General features: G+C 59.1%; 20 protein-coding genes. 18 read left to right on the top strand and 2 right to left on the bottom strand.

Annotation, left to right across the window (positions count from 1 at the left end):
- The first annotated feature begins 77 nt into the window (after nt 1–77).
- The 6 genes from EDD75_RS05645 to EDD75_RS05620 all read left to right on the top strand — a co-directional run bounded on the left by EDD75_RS05645 (nt 78) and on the right by EDD75_RS05620 (nt 4,128).
- The gene (locus EDD75_RS05645) at nt 78–815 is read left to right on the top strand and encodes a polysaccharide deacetylase family protein (protein ID WP_245963084.1); all 738 of its coding nucleotides are present in this window, start codon (nt 78–80) and stop codon (nt 813–815) included.
- A 3-nt stretch (nt 816–818) separates the two neighbouring features.
- On the top strand, nt 819–1,550 hold the full coding sequence (locus tag EDD75_RS05640; RefSeq protein WP_123929338.1) for an N-acetylmuramoyl-L-alanine amidase family protein: 732 nt from the start codon (nt 819–821) through the stop codon (nt 1,548–1,550).
- 136 nt (nt 1,551–1,686) lie between these two features.
- Complete coding sequence (locus tag EDD75_RS05635) at nt 1,687–2,952, top strand: M16 family metallopeptidase (protein ID WP_123929335.1); 1,266 nt, start codon at nt 1,687–1,689, stop codon at nt 2,950–2,952.
- Nucleotides 2,952–3,398 carry a dUTP diphosphatase gene (gene dut / locus EDD75_RS05630; RefSeq protein WP_123929332.1) on the top strand — a complete coding sequence of 149 codons (447 nt, stop codon included), beginning with the start codon at nt 2,952–2,954 and terminating at the stop codon, nt 3,396–3,398. The genes EDD75_RS05635 and dut overlap by 1 nt, the downstream gene beginning before the upstream one ends.
- Before the next feature lie 108 nt (nt 3,399–3,506).
- Entirely contained in the window at nt 3,507–3,848 is a 342-nt protein-coding gene (locus EDD75_RS05625; protein WP_123929328.1) for a hypothetical protein, read from the top strand.
- A 22-nt stretch (nt 3,849–3,870) separates the two neighbouring features.
- A complete protein-coding gene (locus EDD75_RS05620) occupies nt 3,871–4,128 on the top strand; it encodes a YlmC/YmxH family sporulation protein (RefSeq protein ID WP_123929325.1) in 258 nt (85 codons plus the stop codon).
- 186 nt (nt 4,129–4,314) lie between these two features.
- Here the strand turns inward: EDD75_RS05620 and EDD75_RS05615 are convergent, their stop codons facing one another.
- Nucleotides 4,315–5,061 carry an Hsp20/alpha crystallin family protein gene (locus tag EDD75_RS05615; RefSeq protein WP_123929322.1) on the bottom strand — a complete coding sequence of 249 codons (747 nt, stop codon included), beginning with the start codon at nt 5,059–5,061 and terminating at the stop codon, nt 4,315–4,317.
- Between the two features lie 186 nt (nt 5,062–5,247).
- Here EDD75_RS05615 and EDD75_RS05610 point away from each other — a divergent pair, with 186 nt between their 5' ends.
- Both EDD75_RS05610 and EDD75_RS11205 read left to right on the top strand, forming a co-directional pair.
- A complete protein-coding gene (locus tag EDD75_RS05610; RefSeq protein WP_123929319.1) occupies nt 5,248–6,234 on the top strand; it encodes an SDH family Clp fold serine proteinase in 987 nt (328 codons plus the stop codon).
- A gap of 89 nt (nt 6,235–6,323) precedes the next feature.
- Nucleotides 6,324–6,500: a hypothetical protein gene (locus tag EDD75_RS11205; protein WP_170157738.1), complete on the top strand. Its 177-nt coding sequence runs from the start codon at nt 6,324–6,326 to the stop codon at nt 6,498–6,500.
- A 21-nt stretch (nt 6,501–6,521) separates the two neighbouring features.
- On the opposite strand, the gene EDD75_RS05605 is transcribed toward EDD75_RS11205, so the two are convergent.
- Nucleotides 6,522–6,899: an Hsp20/alpha crystallin family protein gene (locus EDD75_RS05605; RefSeq protein ID WP_170157737.1), complete on the bottom strand. Its 378-nt coding sequence runs from the start codon at nt 6,897–6,899 to the stop codon at nt 6,522–6,524.
- 227 nt (nt 6,900–7,126) lie between these two features.
- On the opposite strand from EDD75_RS05605, the gene EDD75_RS05600 reads away from it, so the two are divergent.
- From EDD75_RS05600 to arsB, 10 genes are all read left to right on the top strand, one after another.
- Nucleotides 7,127–8,281, top strand: a complete 1,155-nt coding sequence (locus EDD75_RS05600; protein WP_123929314.1) for a hypothetical protein — start codon at nt 7,127–7,129, stop codon at nt 8,279–8,281.
- Nucleotides 8,282–8,384: 103 nt separating this feature from the next.
- On the top strand, nt 8,385–9,182 hold the full coding sequence (gene dapB / locus EDD75_RS05595) for a 4-hydroxy-tetrahydrodipicolinate reductase (RefSeq protein ID WP_123929311.1): 798 nt from the start codon (nt 8,385–8,387) through the stop codon (nt 9,180–9,182).
- An 82-nt stretch (nt 9,183–9,264) separates the two neighbouring features.
- Nucleotides 9,265–10,161, top strand: a complete 897-nt coding sequence (gene dpsA, locus EDD75_RS05590) for a dipicolinate synthase subunit DpsA (RefSeq protein ID WP_123929308.1) — start codon at nt 9,265–9,267, stop codon at nt 10,159–10,161.
- A gap of 56 nt (nt 10,162–10,217) precedes the next feature.
- On the top strand, nt 10,218–10,814 hold the full coding sequence (locus tag EDD75_RS05585; protein WP_123929306.1) for a dipicolinate synthase subunit B: 597 nt from the start codon (nt 10,218–10,220) through the stop codon (nt 10,812–10,814).
- 33 nt (nt 10,815–10,847) lie between these two features.
- The gene (locus tag EDD75_RS05580; RefSeq protein ID WP_123929303.1) at nt 10,848–11,861 is read left to right on the top strand and encodes an aspartate-semialdehyde dehydrogenase; all 1,014 of its coding nucleotides are present in this window, start codon (nt 10,848–10,850) and stop codon (nt 11,859–11,861) included.
- Nucleotides 11,862–12,013: 152 nt separating this feature from the next.
- Nucleotides 12,014–12,898 (top strand): 4-hydroxy-tetrahydrodipicolinate synthase, encoded by an 885-nt coding sequence (gene dapA, locus EDD75_RS05575; protein WP_123929300.1) that lies wholly within the window; start codon nt 12,014–12,016, stop codon nt 12,896–12,898.
- A 146-nt stretch (nt 12,899–13,044) separates the two neighbouring features.
- Nucleotides 13,045–13,389 (top strand): ArsR/SmtB family transcription factor, encoded by a 345-nt coding sequence (locus EDD75_RS05570; RefSeq protein ID WP_123929298.1) that lies wholly within the window; start codon nt 13,045–13,047, stop codon nt 13,387–13,389.
- Nucleotides 13,390–13,404: 15 nt separating this feature from the next.
- A complete protein-coding gene (locus EDD75_RS05565; protein ID WP_123929295.1) occupies nt 13,405–14,223 on the top strand; it encodes a sulfite exporter TauE/SafE family protein in 819 nt (272 codons plus the stop codon).
- Between the two features lie 19 nt (nt 14,224–14,242).
- Nucleotides 14,243–14,776 carry a (Fe-S)-binding protein gene (locus tag EDD75_RS05560; RefSeq protein WP_123929292.1) on the top strand — a complete coding sequence of 178 codons (534 nt, stop codon included), beginning with the start codon at nt 14,243–14,245 and terminating at the stop codon, nt 14,774–14,776.
- A gap of 54 nt (nt 14,777–14,830) precedes the next feature.
- Nucleotides 14,831–15,886: an ACR3 family arsenite efflux transporter gene (gene arsB / locus EDD75_RS05555; protein ID WP_123929289.1), complete on the top strand. Its 1,056-nt coding sequence runs from the start codon at nt 14,831–14,833 to the stop codon at nt 15,884–15,886.
- Nucleotides 15,887–15,895: the final 9 nt, after the last annotated feature.

The following is a 15,895-nucleotide window of genomic DNA, read 5'->3' as shown; positions in this document are numbered from 1 at the left end:
TTTCCCGGCGAGCCGCATAAGGATTTACAAAGCGATCCCCGTCAAGGGGATTTTGCCTTTTAAAGGGGGTTGTCCGCGTGCCTTACCTGGTCTTGCGGCTCCGCTGGCCGTTGCGCTTTCTCGCTCTTCTTCTCCTCGCTCTCGGTATTCCCTCTGTCACCGGCTACCTGATGTCGGGTGGCGAAAAAACGGTTTTGACTGCTGCCCCCGGCCCCGTTTATCAGGGGTCGGCAGCGAAGCGGCTTATCGCCCTGACCTTTAACGTTTACTGGGGTGAGGAATACCTGCCCGCCATTTTGAAGCTGCTGCGGGGGAAAAAGGTAAAGGCGACCTTTTTCCTCGGCGGTCAATGGGTGGAAAAGTTTCCGGAGTTGGCGCAGGATATCGCCCGGGATTTTGAAGTGGGCAGCCACGGCTACGCCCACCGGGAGCCGAATCACCTCTCGGTTGCGGATAACCTGGCGGAGATCAGGCGGGCGGAGGCGATCATCGAAAGTGTGACCAAGAAGCGGCCCCGTTTTTTTGCGCCGCCTTACGGCGACTGTGGTCCTACCGTTCTCGAAGCGGCGGCTCAGGCCGGCTACCGGGTGATTCTCTGGAGCATCGATCCGGTTGACTGGCGCAATCCCCCGGCGGCGGCGATCAGCAGCAAGGTGGTCAGCCGCGCGCACAACGGGGCCATCGTCCTCCTTCACCCTACAGCGCCCACTCTTGAGGCGCTGCCGACGATAATTGAGGAACTACGGGGGCGGGGTTTCGAGTTTGTCACCATCTCGGAGCTTCTATCCGAAGCGGAAGCGCAACCGGGGCGATGAGGGTTGCCAAGGTTTTTCCTTTGCGTTGAGCGATGGTGCCTATCATTTCTATTGTTAGTGCTGGCGGCGGGAGCAATCGTGGGGGCAGCGGCTTTCCGGGCCCGCTCGACGGAGGCGACCGGCTGGTATGCGACGGCCATTGCCGGGCGGACGATCGTCCTTGACCCGGGGCATGGCGGTGTGGATCCTGGAGCGCATTACCGGGAGGAGATTTTAGAAAAGGACCTGGTCCTTCAGATTGCCGGGCGGCTCAAGCGCTTTCTGGAGAATGCCGGAGCGACGGTTATCATGACGCGTACCGGCGACTACGACCTGGCACCCCCGGAGATCAAATCACTGGCCGCCAGAAAACGCTACGACCTGCGGGCCCGGGTGGAACTGGCCAATTGCGCGGGCGCCGACATTTTCCTGAGTATCCACGTCAACACCTCGCGGGATCCGGGCAAGGCCGGGGTGCACGTTTACTATTCCGAAAAGCCCGGGAGCGACGTGCTGGCTCGCTACATCGAAGAAGAAATGTGGCGTTATATCGGTAAGGAACGGATGCCGCTTCCGGGCCGTTATTTTGTGCTGCGGGAAACGCGGATGCCTGCCGTTCTTGTCGAAGCGGGCTTCCTTTCCAACCCGCGGGAAAAGGCCCTTCTCTGTGACGGTACTTACCAGGAGCGGCTCAGCTGGGCGATTTTCAGGGGTGTGGTGCGTTATTTTGGGGAAGCCTCTTCTTCCGGAATGTAGCGGTTGGCGCCAACTGCGGGTGACTCTGGGCGCCGGTCGGCTGCTAAAGGCCTCTTTTTTCTGGGAATGCTAATCTGAGGGAGGATTCCGCAGCTTCTTGTAGAAAATGACTACAATTACGGCAAAAGAGGGTGAAATGTTGATCCGCACAGAAGAACTGCCCAACGGCGTTACGGTATTGACGGAAGAGATACCCCACGTGCGCTCGGTGGCCATCGGGGTATGGGTGGACGTCGGTTCCCGGGACGAGGCGCCGGAGCAGAACGGGATTTCCCACTTTATCGAGCACGCACTTTTCAAGGGTACATCGACCCGAACGGCGAAGCAGATTGCCGAGGAACTCGACGCTGTCGGTGGGCAGCTCAACGCTTTCACCGCCAAGGAATACACCTGCTTTCATGCCCGGGTGCTCGACGAGCATTTCCGGTTAGCCGTTGACCTTTTGACCGATATGCTCTTCAACTCGCGTTTTGACCCGGCGGACCTCGAACGCGAGAAAAACGTGATCATCGAAGAGATAAAAATGTATGAGGATGCGCCGGACGAGCTGGTTCACGATGTTTTCACCGGCACCCTCTGGCAGGGTCATCCTTTGGGTCGTCCCATTGTCGGTACGGAGGAGGTGGTTAAAAGTCTCGGCCGGGAGGATCTCCTCCGCTTTTACGAACGCCACTACCTCCAGGGGCGGATGGTGGTTTCGGTTGCGGGTAACATCCGGCATGAGGAAGTGCTCGCCGCGATTTTGCCCGCCTTCGAGCGGGTAAGGGGGAAGAGTGAAGCGCGGTTGCTCGCCAGTCCCGCTCCTCATGCGGAGATAACCCACCGCCCCCGGGATACGGAGCAGGTTCACCTCTGCATCGGCACTCCCGGAGTGGCGCTAGGCGACGATTTGAGTTATGTCTTTCAGACCCTCAACACGATTCTCGGCGGTGGGATGAGTTCGCGCCTCTTCCAGCGGATAAGGGAAGACCGCGGCCTGGTTTATTCTGTTTATTCCTACCATAGCTCCTACCGCGATACGGGTCTGTTCTGCATTTACGCCGGTCTGGCGGCCCCGAACGTTTCCCAGACGTTAGAGATGATCGCGGCCGAGATTGCCAGCGTCCGGCGCCGTGGCATAAGCGAGGAAGAGTTCCTGCGGGCCAAAAACCAGTTGAAAGGGAACTTTCTCCTAAGCCTGGAAAGCGTTGTTGCCCGGATGAGCCGGATGGGGAAGTCGCAGCTCTATTTAGGCCGGGTGGTGCCGCCGGAGGAGGTTGTAGCGAAGATTGAAGCAGTGACTCTCGAAGACGTTTTTGCCGTGGCGGAGAGCTTCTTCCGTCCGGAGAACTTCGCCCTCGCTTCGATTGGTCCCTGGGAGGACGGTATGGTCTGGCGCGAGGCGCTCGGGAGGCTCAATTAATGGCGGAAGTGGAGGTCCCCGTCCGGCGATTGCCGGGAGCAGACGACCTGCCGCTGCCGGCTTACGCTACCCCTGGCGCAGCGGGGGTTGACCTTTATGCGGCCGTCACGGAACCGGTAACGTTGCTTCCGGGCGAGAGGTTGCTGGTCCCGACGGGCATTAGCCTCGCGTTGCCGGAGGGCTACGAGGCGCAGGTCCGGCCCCGGAGTGGCTTGGCGTTAAAATATGGTGTCACTCTGCTCAACACTCCCGGGACAATTGACGCCGACTACCGCGGCGAAATCAAGGTGATCGTGATTAACCTCGGCCGCGAACCCTTCGTTATCCGCCGGGGGGACCGGATCGCCCAATTAGTCGTTCAACCGGTCAGTAGGATAAAATGGCGGGAAGTCACTCGCCTCGACGCCACCGCGCGGGGCGCCGGTGGCTTCGGCCATACGGGATAGGGAAAGTGAAGCCGGCTTCAAACAGGTCAACCGCTAATTGGGGCGGTTGATTTTTTTTTGTATACCGGGGGTTGGTCCGTCATAAGTAATGAACGGGGGGTGGACAATGTGCTCGCGACCATTCTTTTTTGCGCCGGAGTTTTTGCCCTCATGGTGCTATCGGTTAAAGAGAAGGCCCACCAGCTTTCCCTGCGGGAAAAAAGCCTGAACGGGACGCCTTCGCCCCTATCGGGTGCCCTGGCCTATTTAGTGGGCGTTGCAGGCGGCATCTACCTGTCCCTTTCCCTCCTGGTCGATTTCTTAGAGGTGAACATCCCTTCCCGGATTGCCGTTTTGGGGCTGGAGCTTGATCCGCTCGCGACCATCGCTATTACGCTCGCCCTGCTACAACCCTTTATTTTGCGCCTGTGCCGGGTTGGGCGGTGTAAGATTATGCCCGGCGGGAAATAATCGCTACGCGAGGTGGCAAAAGGTGAGGCTTGGCGAACTTATCGGCAAGGAGATTGTCAACCTTTACGACGGTGCGCGCCTTGGTGTGGTCGGGGAATCCGACCTCACTATCGACGCTGCGACAGGGCAGGTGCATAGCATTATCCTCCCGCGCCGGCAGAGTCTCCTGAACCTATGGGTCGAGCGCCCGCAGCTCGTTATCCCTTGGGAGGCGGTCAAAAAGATCGGCTCTGAGGTGATCGTGGTCGAGCTCGACCAAACTACCCCCCGTTTCCGGTGAGATGCCTTCCTGAGTGGGGCGTTTATGACCCGCGTAAAAATTTGTCTTGGATATTTCGGTGGGAAGGGCAGTGTTCCCATCGGCTTGTTAAAAGGAGACCGGGGCCCTGAGCGGATAGGGGAGAAAAAGGGGCCGTCCTGCTTTCAGGACGGCCCCTTTCATGCTGGTATCTTTCCGGTATAGAGCCTACACGACGTTGATCTTCACGCGGCGCCGGGTGGCCACGTCGGCCTTGGGGGCTCTGATCTCCAGGATGCCGTTAGAGTAGGTAGCCTCCACCTGTTCCGATTTAATGCTGCATGGCAGGGCGATCGTCCTGAAGAGGCTGGTGACTTGGCCGCCCGCAAAGGCCGTTGCCGAAATCGAGAGGGAGTCGTCCGTTACGGTGAGGTTAAGGTCGTTGAGGCTTACGTTCGGAAGCTCCGCAGCAACTACAACGTCACTGTTTGTCTCGTGCAGGTCAACCCGCATTTGCGCCAAACCTGCCGATGACTGGATCGTGGCTCCCGGAATTCCCATCATGAACTGGCCGCTTAAGAAGGGGTTGATATAAGCCTGCTGGAGCGCCGGATTGGCAAAGGCCGTCGCGGCCGGATTAATGGCGCTTGCGGCCGGATTCCAGGCACTTACCATCGGGCTGATGGTTGGGGTCATCATGCCCGTGGTGAGGGCCGGGTTTGCCCAAGCGGTGCTCATCAGAAACGGGTTCGCCAGGGCGGCGCTGCTCAGCATAGCCGGATTGTAGGCCAGGCTGAGCGCCGGATTGACCATAGGATTAAAGGTGAAACCCTGAGCTAAGGCGGGGTTAAAGGAGTAAACGACGGTGTTCCCCTGCGGGCTTGGCCGGACCGCAACGGGGATTGCCGTGGTGGCAGCGCGGTATCCCTGGCTCAAAGCTACGGCTTGGTTGGGGTTAAAGGTTTGGATGTACAAAACATCAGCCTCCTTTTTAAGTTTTAAGGTTACCGGAGAATATTTTTTGAGTTCCCGCGTTTTTTTATACCTGCGCCCAGATCCTTTGGCGGACTGCGTTGGCGGTTTACTTTTCCCCCTTTTCGCGGATACTATTTCGAGAGGCGAAATTTTAAAGCGCTGCCCGGTACCGAGAGGAGAGGTCTTGTGCCCTACTTAGAGAGGCGCGAGATAATTGCCGAAATCGGGAAACTGCATAACGCGGCGGTAATCTGCTATTTTACCGGTGACCGGGAGAATGTTTCGACGCGGATAGCCCCCGACGTTCTGCCGGTTCTTTACCGGCACCTGCGTTCGCTCAGGAACCCCGAACGGGTGGCCCTCTTTCTCTATACGCGCGGCGGCGATGTTCTGACTCCTTGGCGTCTGGTCCACCTTATCCGGGAGTTTGCGCCTTACTTCGATGTCCTGATACCTTTCCGGGCCTACAGTGCGGGAACGCTGGTTTGTCTTGGGGCCGACCAGATTGTGATGACGAAAATGGGGGAATTAGGGCCGATCGACCCGAGTGTGGTGAATGCCTTTAACCCGCAGGACCCGCATAACCCTTCAGCGCGCATCCCGGTTAACGTTGAGGATGTCTATTCCTATCTGGCCCTCGCCCGCGAGCAGGGCGGGATTACGAGCGAGGAGCACTTGGCGCGGGCCTTCCTCCTGCTGGCGGAGCGAATCCACCCGCTGGCCCTCGGCAACGTCCACCGCAACTACCTGTTAGTCCGCTCTCTGGCGCGGCGGCTCTTAGAGTTGCGCCGGGAGCCTTTCCCCGAAGAGCGGGTGCGCCACATCATCGACAGCCTGACCGAAAAGCTTTACGCGCATAACCATATGATTTCCCGTCAGGAAGCGCTGCGGGAGATAATGCTGCCGGTCATTTTTCCCTCGGAGCGGCTTGAAGCGCTGATGTGGGAGCTTTACGAGGACTTTGTTGCCGAGCTGGTGATGACGGAGCCCTTTAACCCCGCGAAAATCCTGCGCGGCTCCCGGACCGAGTTCGAGGTGACCGGGGGCTTTGTGGAGTCTGAGGGCGGTCAGGACGCCTTCGTCTTTACGGGTGTGGTTGAACGTCGCGACTTCCCGGAAGCGGGCCAGATCAGCGTCAACATCCTGAAACAGGGCTGGCACAGCCGGATTTGAGCGAAAAGCGTTGCGGGAAAAGGGGCGGGAGACCGGGGATGAAGATCGGGAGGCTCAAAAGCCGACTTTTTATCAGGGAGGAAAAACGGATGCCGGAAAAGGAGCAACAGCCGGAACAGAGGATTCTGCCCGTTCGCTTCAGGTACCCGCTTTCGAATCGCTACTACCTTTTGACGAACAGCAGCGGCTACCCTTCAGCGGAGTACCGTTTTCCTTACCAGGAGGTGAGCGAGACGGGCTTCATCATCCGGGAGGTGGATAGGTGAAATCGCGTAACGGCCCGCGTTTTAAGCTTCAGGCCGCCCTTTTTTCGCGAAGCGGATCACGAGCACGCCGTTGGTGAGGTCCGCGCTTACCCGCTCTGGATCTGCCTGGGGCGGCAGGGATAGGAGGCGGGTGTAAGCCCCGCGGGGGCGTTCGGCGTACAGAAGCGTGCCGCGGGGAAAGTTTTCGCTCAGCGGCCCGTTGATCGCAATTTCGGTGGGAGAAACCTCCAGCACAAGCTTATCGGGGTCCACTCCGGCCAAGTCCACCAGGTAGACGATTTGCTCCCCGGTGTCGAGGATATCCGCCCGGGGAATGATGCCTGGGGGAACCATCCACGAAGGCATCCCTGTAGAGATGGCGCCGGTTACTTCAGGGCTGGGTGTCTGCCTTATTTCCACTGCCTTTCCCTCCGTAGCCATTTTATATAGCGGTTCGCAAAGGATGCGGTTTTTCGGTGCTCGTAAACTATTCTGACCGGTCCTTTCCTGATTTATGCGCTGGCTTGCGAGCGGTAGGTAGTGGCAGGATTCTGGTTGTGGCGGCGCGCAATGTTTTCCAGAAGGGATTTCGTTCTGGGACGGCGAAAAATCCTGCGAGAAAAGACTCGGTCCGGTAGGTGGCTCTTTTGGCGCGAGCTTTCTTGAAGCTCGGGATTCTTTCGCTGCTCCTCCTCGGCCTTCCTCTCTTGGGAGTAAAGGTTACCGGCGGCGCAGTTACCCCGTACCTATCTTTTCCGCCGGCAACCCGCGATGTAGCCCAGCCCTCTTTTTCCTGGGTGGCCTTCTTTTTGCTTGCCCTTCTCCCCCTTGCCACGGCAGCGCTTTATTGGGCCTGGTTCCGGTGCCCGTCGCTTCCGGCTGATTCGCAGTCGCCCCGGCCGGGGCGACTGCCCTGGTGGGGCGTGGCGGGTCTTCTTTGGTTGGGCTGCGCATGGGTGCTGGCCTGGACCCGCTTTCCGTGGTTTGCGCCGTGGCAGCGGTACACTTTCAGCCCTCTATGGCTCGGCTACATTGTGGTGGTGAACGCCCTCACCTTCCGGCGAACGGGGCGCTGCCTGCTGACGGAGCGGACCGGCTATTTCCTCGCCCTCTTTCCTTTAAGCGCTTTCTTCTGGTGGTACTTCGAGTACCTCAACCGCTTCGTCGCGAACTGGTATTATGTAGGCCTCGGCGAACTCGGTCCCCTCGAGTACTTTTTGCTGGCGACGCCCCCGTTTGCCACGGTTCTCCCCGCGGTTCTCAGCACCGCGGAGTGGCTGGCAAGCTACCCTTTCTGGGGATCCCGCCGCGCCGGGTTCTGGGCACCACGGATAGAACGCCCGCGCCGCGTCGCCGGACTGCTGCTGCTCTTTGCTGCGGCGGGTCTTGCGGGTCTCGGCATCTGGCCCCGGTACCTTTTCCCGCTCCTCTGGCTTGCTCCCCTGGCAGTTATTATTTCGCTTCAGACCCTGCTCGGCGAGGAGACGGTCTTCGCGCCGCTCAAGGAAGGGGACTGGCGCCCGGTTCTGGTGCCTGCTGCGGCGGGCTTGATCTGCGGCTTTTTCTGGGAAATGTGGAACTACTATAGCTTGGCCCGCTGGGAGTACGCTGTTCCTTTCGTGCACCGCTTCCAGGTCTTCGCGATGCCGCTGTTAGGGTATGCCGGGTACCTTCCTTTCGGGCTGGAGTGCGTTCTGGTTAGCGATCAGCTCGCCCGCCTGTGGCCTACAAAAGAATCCGTCTGCCCGGCCCTTTTTGATCACTCTGCGCCGCCCGGCCAGAGTTTGAAGATTACTTTTTGACGGCGAATGCGGGCGGTGCACCATGGATGGGCTAACGTTTTGCGACAGCTTGACTTTGGAGACTTGTTGTATCACAATAAGGTAAAAGTAAGGGGGTGGGGTTTTGGTCGGCGTAGTGGTGACCGGCGCGGCCGGCAGGATGGGCCGGGAAGTTGTCCGCGCAGTGAGCAGGACCAACGGGATGACGGTAGTTGGTGCGGTTGATGTGAATCATGTGGGTGAAGACGCCGGTGTTTTGGCCGGCGTAGGCCCGATAGGAGTTGTGGTCCGGTCCGACCTGGAAAGTGTGCTGCGGGAAACCGGTGCGGCGGTGATGGTGGACTTCACTGCGGCGAAGGCAGCAGTGCAGAATATCCGGACCGCTATCGCCTGCGGGGTCCGTCCGGTGGTAGGCACGACGGGCATCCCGGCGGAAGAGCTGGCGGAGTTGAGCCGGCTGTGCCGGGAGCAAGGCGTGGGCGGACTGGTCGCACCAAACTTTGCCATCGGGGCGGTATTGATGATGCACTTTGCCGGGATAGCCGCCAGGTACCTGCCGGCAGCGGAGATCATCGAGCTCCATCACAACCAGAAGCTCGATGCGCCTTCCGGAACGGCACTGAAGACGGCAGAGATTATCGCGGCCAACCGGACGAACGAGGCGGTTGAGGACCGGACGGAACTGGAGAAACTGAGTGGAGCCCGGGGCGGTTCGCTGGAAGGAATCAGGATCCACAGCGTGCGCCTGCCGGGCTTCATCGCGCATCAGGAGGTTATTTTTGGGGGCTTAGGGCAGACGCTCACCATCAGGCACGACTCAATCTCGCGGGAATCCTTCATGCCGGGGGTGATAATGGCGATCAAAAAGGTGCTGGAGCTGAAGGAAATGGTTTACGGGCTTGATAAGCTGATATTCGCTTGAGGCTTCTGGCCGCCAACTTCCAAAACGCACCTCCCTCCCCCCGGGGTCATATACTGGTTATAAGCCGCGGGGGGCGAGAAAAGTGAAAGGCAGACTCAGAGGAATCACCGTAAGCGTTGTAGGCGGCGATCACCGGGCGGTTTTTGTGGCGGAAGAGTTCCTGAAAGAAGGCGCACAGGTAAGATTGGCCGGGCACGAAGTGGCCGTTGCGGGCGTTCAGGCGGCAGGTACCGTTGAGGCGGCGCTGCGCGGAGCGAATGCTGTGGTTTTCCCCCTGCCGGGGGTAAGCGACGATGGTTACGTGGCGACGCCGGGTAAGCCGCTTTCGCTCAGCGAGGAAGACCTGGCGGTCCTTTCCGTGGGAACGCCGGTTTTTACTGGCTTTGCCAGAAAGTTCCTGCGCGAAGTTGCTAACCGGCGCGGGCTAAAGTTGGTCGAGATTGCGGAACGGGACGATTTCGCCATTTTAAACGCGATCCCTTCGGCCGAAGGGGCAATTCAACTGGCAATGGAGCACCTGCCGGTAACCATCCACGGTTCAGCCGCTTTTGTGCTGGGCTTTGGGCGGGTCGGTATGACCCTGGCGCGGATGCTTACCGCTCTCGGTGCCCGAACCACCGTCGTGGCGCGCGACGCGGCGCAGCGGGCGCGGGCGATGGAGATGGGCTGCCGGGTTGCCGACTTCGGCAGGTTGCCGGTGCTGGCTGGCGAAGCCGACGTAATCTTCAACACGGTGCCGGCGCTGGTGCTGACCGCAAAAATCCTGAAGGCTACGCGGCCCGACGTGTTGATAATCGACCTGGCGACCAGGCCGGGCGGAACCGATTTCGATGCCGCCCAGCGTTTGAAACGGCAGGCCATCTTAGCGCCTTCGTTGCCGGGAAGGGTGGCGCCCAAAACAGCGGGCCGGATATTCGCCCAGGTGGTTGCTGATCTGCTGGTAGAAGAAAAGGGTCTCGCGCTTGCGGTTGGACCTTAAGAGCGGTCTTCTGGTGGACAGGTAATCTTTTCCAGTATTTCAGGGGGGTGCTTGCGGTGCGGCTTAAGGGACGGCGCATAGGGTTTGCGTTAACCGGCTCTTTCTGCACCTTGAAGGAGGTTGTCGGCCATATAGCGAAGTTGATTGAAGAAGGGGCCGAGGTTATTCCCATAGTGAGTCGTGAGGTGGCCACCACCGACACCCGTTTCGGAACGGCGGCGCACTGGAAGAGTACGCTGCAGGAGCTGACCGGCAACGCGGTGATCGATTCGATTGTCACCGCCGAGCCGATCGGTCCGAAGAAGCTTCTCGATCTTCTAGTGGTGGCACCCTGCACCGGAAACACGCTGGCGAAGCTGGCTAACGCGATTACCGACGGGCCGGTTTTGATGGCAATCAAGGCGCAGCTCAGGAACCAGCGGCCGGTGGTTCTGGCGATCGCAACCAACGACGGTCTGGGGATGAACGCCCGCAACTTGGGTGTGCTTCTAAACGCGAAGAACATTTACATGGTACCCTTTGGTCAGGATAACCCGAAAGAAAAGCCGAATTCACTGGTTGCCCGGATGGACCTTTTGTTAGACACAATCTTGTACGCGCTCGAGGGGAAGCAGATCCAGCCCATCGTAATTAGCTACCCGAACGCTTCGTAAGGGGAAAATAAGGCTTTAGAGAGGAGGCCTCCTTTGCGACAGTTTAACGTAGCGGTGGTAGGCGCGACCGGGGCGGTCGGCCAGGAGATTTTAAAGGTGCTGGAGGAGCGGAACTTTCCCGTGCGGGAGCTCCGTCCTCTGGCCACCGCCCGGTCGGCCGGCAGGGTCGTTTATTTCAAGGGCGGAGCATATACGGTAGAAGAGACGCGACCGGAGAGTTTTGAGGGCGTGGAGATTGCGCTTTTTGCGGGCGGCGCCGCGAGCAAGGAGTTCGCGTTAGCCGCGAAAGAACGGGGGGCGCTGGTGATCGATAACTCGAGCGCCTTTCGCCTTGAACCCGATGTTCCTTTAGTGGTCCCGGAGGTCAACCCGGAAGATGTTAAATGGCATAAAGGGATAATCGCTAACCCTAACTGTTCCACGATTATCATGGTGGTGCCCCTGAAGCCGATTTACGACGCCGCAGGGATCAAACGGGTAGTGGTTTCCACCTACCAGGCGGTTTCCGGTGCGGGGGCGGCGGCCATCAAGGAACTTGAGGCGCAGACCCGGGCGGTGCTAAGCGGGCAAGAGTACCCGCCGCAAGTCTTCCCGTACCAGATCGCTTTCAACCTGATCCCGCACATCGATGTTTTTCAAGAGCTAGACTATACCAAAGAAGAGTGGAAGATGGTCAAGGAAACCCGCAAGATTTTCCACGACGATTCTCTATCGATTACCGCGACGACAGTCCGGGTGCCCGTGATCCGGTGCCACTCTGAGTCGGTAAACGTGGAAACAAAGGAAAAACTTACTGCTAAAGAGGCGCGGGAGATTCTATCGCGGGCGCCAGGGGTGGTGGTCGTCGATGACCCAGCGGCTAAGAAATACCCGATGCCCATCCTGGCCTACGACAAGGATGAGGTTTTTGTCGGGCGGATTAGGGACGATAATTCGCTGGACAAGGGTTTAAACCTCTGGGTGGTGGCGGATCAGCTCCGCAAAGGCGCGGCCACGAACGCGGTGCAGATTGCGGAGTTGGCCATCAAGTATAGCTGCGTAAAATAGAGGTTGGAGGCCGCCCAGCACTCAACCAAGGGGAATAGCGGCGGTTGCCAGAAAAGTGGAAGTTTCGAAGAGGATTTGCACGTTGGCGGTCAAGGAAGTTATTTTTTGAGTTGAGTGCTGGGTAACTTCTAAAATTGGAGGTGGTGTAAGAGATGGCGGATTTCGGCAGGGTACTTACCGCAATGGTAACGCCCTTTGACAAGGACGGCAGCCTGAACCTTGCTCAGGCAAAGAAGCTGGCCCGCTACCTGGTGGAAAACGGTTCCGACGGGCTGGTAGTTGCCGGCACTACGGGAGAGTCACCGACCCTCACCAAAGAAGAGAAGATCGCTCTCTTTGAGGCGGTTGTCGAGGAGGTCGGCGGAAAGGCTACGGTGATTGCGGGCACCGGGAGCTATTCTACCGCCGACAGCATCGCCCTCACCCGGGCGGCGGAAAAGGCCGGCGCCGACGGGGTGATGCTGGTGGCCCCGTATTACAACAAGCCCTCGCAGGAGGGGCTTTACCGGCACTTCCGGGCGGTGGCGGAGAGCACCAGCCTGCCGGTGATGCTCTACAACATCCCGGGGCGGACGGCGGTAAACGTCCTCCCGGCCACGGTAGCGCGTTTGGCGAAAGATGTCCCGAATATCAAGGCGATCAAGGAAGCCAGCGGCAGCCTGGACCAGGTGAGCGAGTTACGGCGGGTCCTTCCTGACGACTTCGCGATTTACAGCGGGGACGATGCCCTGACGCTGCCGGTCCTGGCGGTGGGCGGCAAGGGCGTGGTGAGCGTGGTCGCCCACATTGCCGGCAAGCGCCTCCAGGAGATGATTAACGCTTACGCGAGCGGGAACGTAACTCTGGCGGCGAAAATTCACAAGGAACTCTTCCCGCTCATCAAAGGAATGTTCATCACCACGAACCCGGTGCCAGTGAAGGCAGCGCTCAACCTTCTTGGGATGAACGTGGGTGCGCCGCGGCTGCCGCTCGTGGAGGCGACGGCGGAAGAAAAGGAGAGGCTGAGCCAGCTGCTGCGGGATGCAGGTCTCCTTTAAGGGGTTCACCCGGTAGAAAAAGCGGCGGTGCCTGGCGACGCTGCTTTTTAAGAAAATTTTGTGACGGCCCCGGAAAAAATCTTTTTCGGGGTTGTTTATTGCGGGAGTATATGCTAATATAGGCATATAGGAAAGGAGATAGGGGTATGGAAGATAAGCAGCTGGAATTGGCGGCGGAAGTGCTGCGGGCGCTGGGCCATCCGCTCCGCCTCAAGATCATAGAGTTCTTGCGGGCAGGCGAGCGGTGCGTCTGCGAGATCATTCCGGCGGTCGGGGCGGAGCAGTCGGTGGTCTCGAAACACCTGTCGGTGCTGCGGCAGGCCGGAATCCTTGAGGCGCGGAAGGATGGGCTGCGGGTAATTTACCGCATCCGCGACCCGGCGGTGCCGGATCTTTGTGATTTAGCGCGGGAGATCATGGCGCGGCGGCTCGGGGAGTTGGCCGAGTTGGTCACCACACTTGAGGGGTTCACCCGGCAAAAAAATGAATAAAGGAGGTCTTCGGGGATGTTACAATACCTGATCTACTTTCTAGTGGGGATTCCCGCAGGCATCATCGGCGGGCTCTTAGGAACCGGCGGCTGCGTGCTCATGATGCCGGTGATCCGTTTCGGCTTTCACTTCGACCCGGCGGTGGCGGTGGGTACCACGCTTACGGCGGTGGTTTTCACGGCCGGCTCCGGTGCCTACCAGCACTTCAAGATGGGGAACGTGGATGGTGAGACGGCGGCGCTCACCGGGTACAGCGGGGTCTTGGGCGTGATTATCGGCAGCATCGTTTTCGGCTACCTCAAGGCGTACGGCCACCTGATCGACCTTATCGTGGGCCTCGCCTTTCTGCTGCCTTCGGTCCGGATGCTCTACGAGGGGCTCATCCTGGCGCCACGGCAGGCGCGGCTCGGTGGGCAGGCTACCGGAGCACCCGGTAAAAGCGCTGCACCGCCAATGGTGCCCGGCTCGCCGGTGAGCAAAAGCATCCTCGGCTCGGTAATCGGTTTCCTCACGGGAATCATCGGTCTTGGTGGCGGCTATGCTCTGGTTCCTTCTTTCCTGTACGTTTTGAGAGGCCCGATGAAGCTGGCCATCGGCACTAGCATGGCCTCCTTCATCTGGATGGCGCTGGTCGGGGCCATTTTTAAGCTCTACCAGCACGTGGTAGATATTCCGACGGCGGTGTGTCTTGGTATCGGCGCCGTGATCGGAGCGCTTTACGGCGCGAAGTTGGTGGCCCGGGTGAAGACGGCGACGCTGAAGGCGCTTTTCGGGGCGATCTTCATCTACGTGGCGGCCAAGTACATCCTAATCTACTTCGGTATTGCCATTTAAGCTGCAGGAGGATAAACAGGTGTTCGGTGGCTATACCGTTAAAATGGTGCGCCCGATCTGCGCCCTCAACCGGCCGGTAGTAGCGGCGCTGGTCGAGATAGATACCGACATCCGGGAGGTATTTCCGTACCTGAACGCGGAGTTAGGCAACTGTTTTTTCAACCCCGAGACGCCCTTTCTCCGCTTTTCCTGGTCGGGTAAGGGCGTTATCCTCTATCCCAACACGATCGGCATTACCGGTCTGGCCGACGAGGCGGAAGCGCACCGGATGGTTGAGGCGCTGCGGCAACTGTTGACGGAGACCTGGGCGCGGCGCACGGAAATCGAGCCCAGTTACCGGCGGGGCTCGGAGCTAACGGCGCTTGACGTTTACAAACTTTTGCCCCGGAGCAACTGCGGGCGGTGCGGGGAGCGGACCTGCCTGGCCTTTGCGGCACGTTTGCTCAAACAAGAGATGGTTCTATCAGATTGTCCGCCGCTTACCGAGCCGGGACGGGAAGAAACGCGGGAGAGGCTGACGCGGTTGCTCAGAGCGGCCGGGTTCCCGGCGTGAGGGCAAAGCGGTTCCCTCCCGCGGCAGGGTCGGGTAAAGAGAGGTGGTGGAGTAATGGATGTTACGGTCAAGAGGCTTTCGACGCTGGAGAAGTTCTTAACCTTGTGGATTTTCTTCGCTATGGTTGCAGGCGTTTGCATAGGGTATTTTGCGCCTTCGGTGACCGAGTTCATCGCCGGGCTGCAGGTAGGTACGACCTCGATCCCCATCGCCGTGGGTTTGATCCTGATGATGTACCCGCCGCTGGCCAAGGTGAGGTACGAAGAAATGGGGACCGTGTTCAAGAATACCAAGCTCTTGGGTTTTTCTCTTTTTCAAAACTGGATTGCCGGGCCGGTAGTGATGTTCATTTTAGCGGTGCTCCTGCTCCGCAACCACCCCGAATATATGATCGGGGTAATCCTGGTGGGGCTGGCCCGGTGTATCGCTATGGTGATCGTCTGGAACGAACTGGCCGAAGGGGACCGGGAGTTAGCGGTGGGATTGGTGGCTTTCAACGCCGTTTTTCAGGTTCTGTTTTACGCCGTCTACATCTGGTTCTTTATCACCGTGCTGCTTAACTGGCTTGGTGTGGTCAAGGGGCTGAATGTGAGCATTTCCATGTGGGAGGCGGCGAAGACCGTTTTCATCTACTTAGGGATTCCCTTCCTGGCCGGCATTACCACCCGCTTTTCGCTGCTACGCCTGAAGGGCAGGGAGTGGTTCGAGAACGTCTTCGCGCCTAAGATCAGCCCGATCACGCTGGTGGCGCTGCTTTTCACCATCGTCGTGATGTTCTCGCTGAAAGGAGAGTACATCATCCGGTTGCCGCTGGACGTGGTGCGGGTGGCTGTGCCGCTTACCTGCTACTTCTTCCTGATGTGGTTCGCGACGTTCTTTATTACCCGGCGGCTCGGGGCCAATTACCCGCAAACCACGGCGGTATCATTTACCGCGGCCAGCAACGACTTCGAGCTGGCCATAGCCGTGGCGGTGGCGATTTTCGGCATCGGCTCCGACCAGGCCTTTGCCACGGTAATCGGGCCGCTCATCGAGGTGCCGGTGCTGATCAGTCTGGTTAACGTGGCGCTTCGGTTCAGAGAAAGGTACTTCAAACCGGTGACTTCTTAAGGGAGGGAC

Origin of the sequence: Thermodesulfitimonas autotrophica (assembly GCF_003815015.1) — a bacterium.
In the GTDB taxonomy this organism is placed as follows: Bacteria; Bacillota; Desulfotomaculia; order Desulfotomaculales; family Ammonificaceae; genus Thermodesulfitimonas; species Thermodesulfitimonas autotrophica.
The sequence above is the reverse complement of the archived record's forward strand: the minus strand, read 5'-3'. Positions and strand labels throughout refer to the sequence as shown.

Excerpts from the sequence above, each read along its gene's own strand:
- EDD75_RS05635 (WP_123929335.1), top strand. The coding sequence starts at position 1,687 with ATGTTGATCCGCACAGAAGAACTGCCCAACGGCGTTACGGTATTGACG.
- dut (WP_123929332.1), top strand. The coding sequence starts at position 2,952 with ATGGCGGAAGTGGAGGTCCCCGTCCGGCGATTGCCGGGAGCAGACGAC.
- EDD75_RS11205 (WP_170157738.1), top strand. The coding sequence starts at position 6,324 with ATGCCGGAAAAGGAGCAACAGCCGGAACAGAGGATTCTGCCCGTTCGC.
- dapA (WP_123929300.1), top strand. The coding sequence starts at position 12,014 with ATGGCGGATTTCGGCAGGGTACTTACCGCAATGGTAACGCCCTTTGAC.
- EDD75_RS05570 (WP_123929298.1), top strand. The coding sequence starts at position 13,045 with ATGGAAGATAAGCAGCTGGAATTGGCGGCGGAAGTGCTGCGGGCGCTG.
- EDD75_RS05565 (WP_123929295.1), top strand. The coding sequence starts at position 13,405 with ATGTTACAATACCTGATCTACTTTCTAGTGGGGATTCCCGCAGGCATC.
- arsB (WP_123929289.1), top strand. The coding sequence starts at position 14,831 with ATGGATGTTACGGTCAAGAGGCTTTCGACGCTGGAGAAGTTCTTAACC.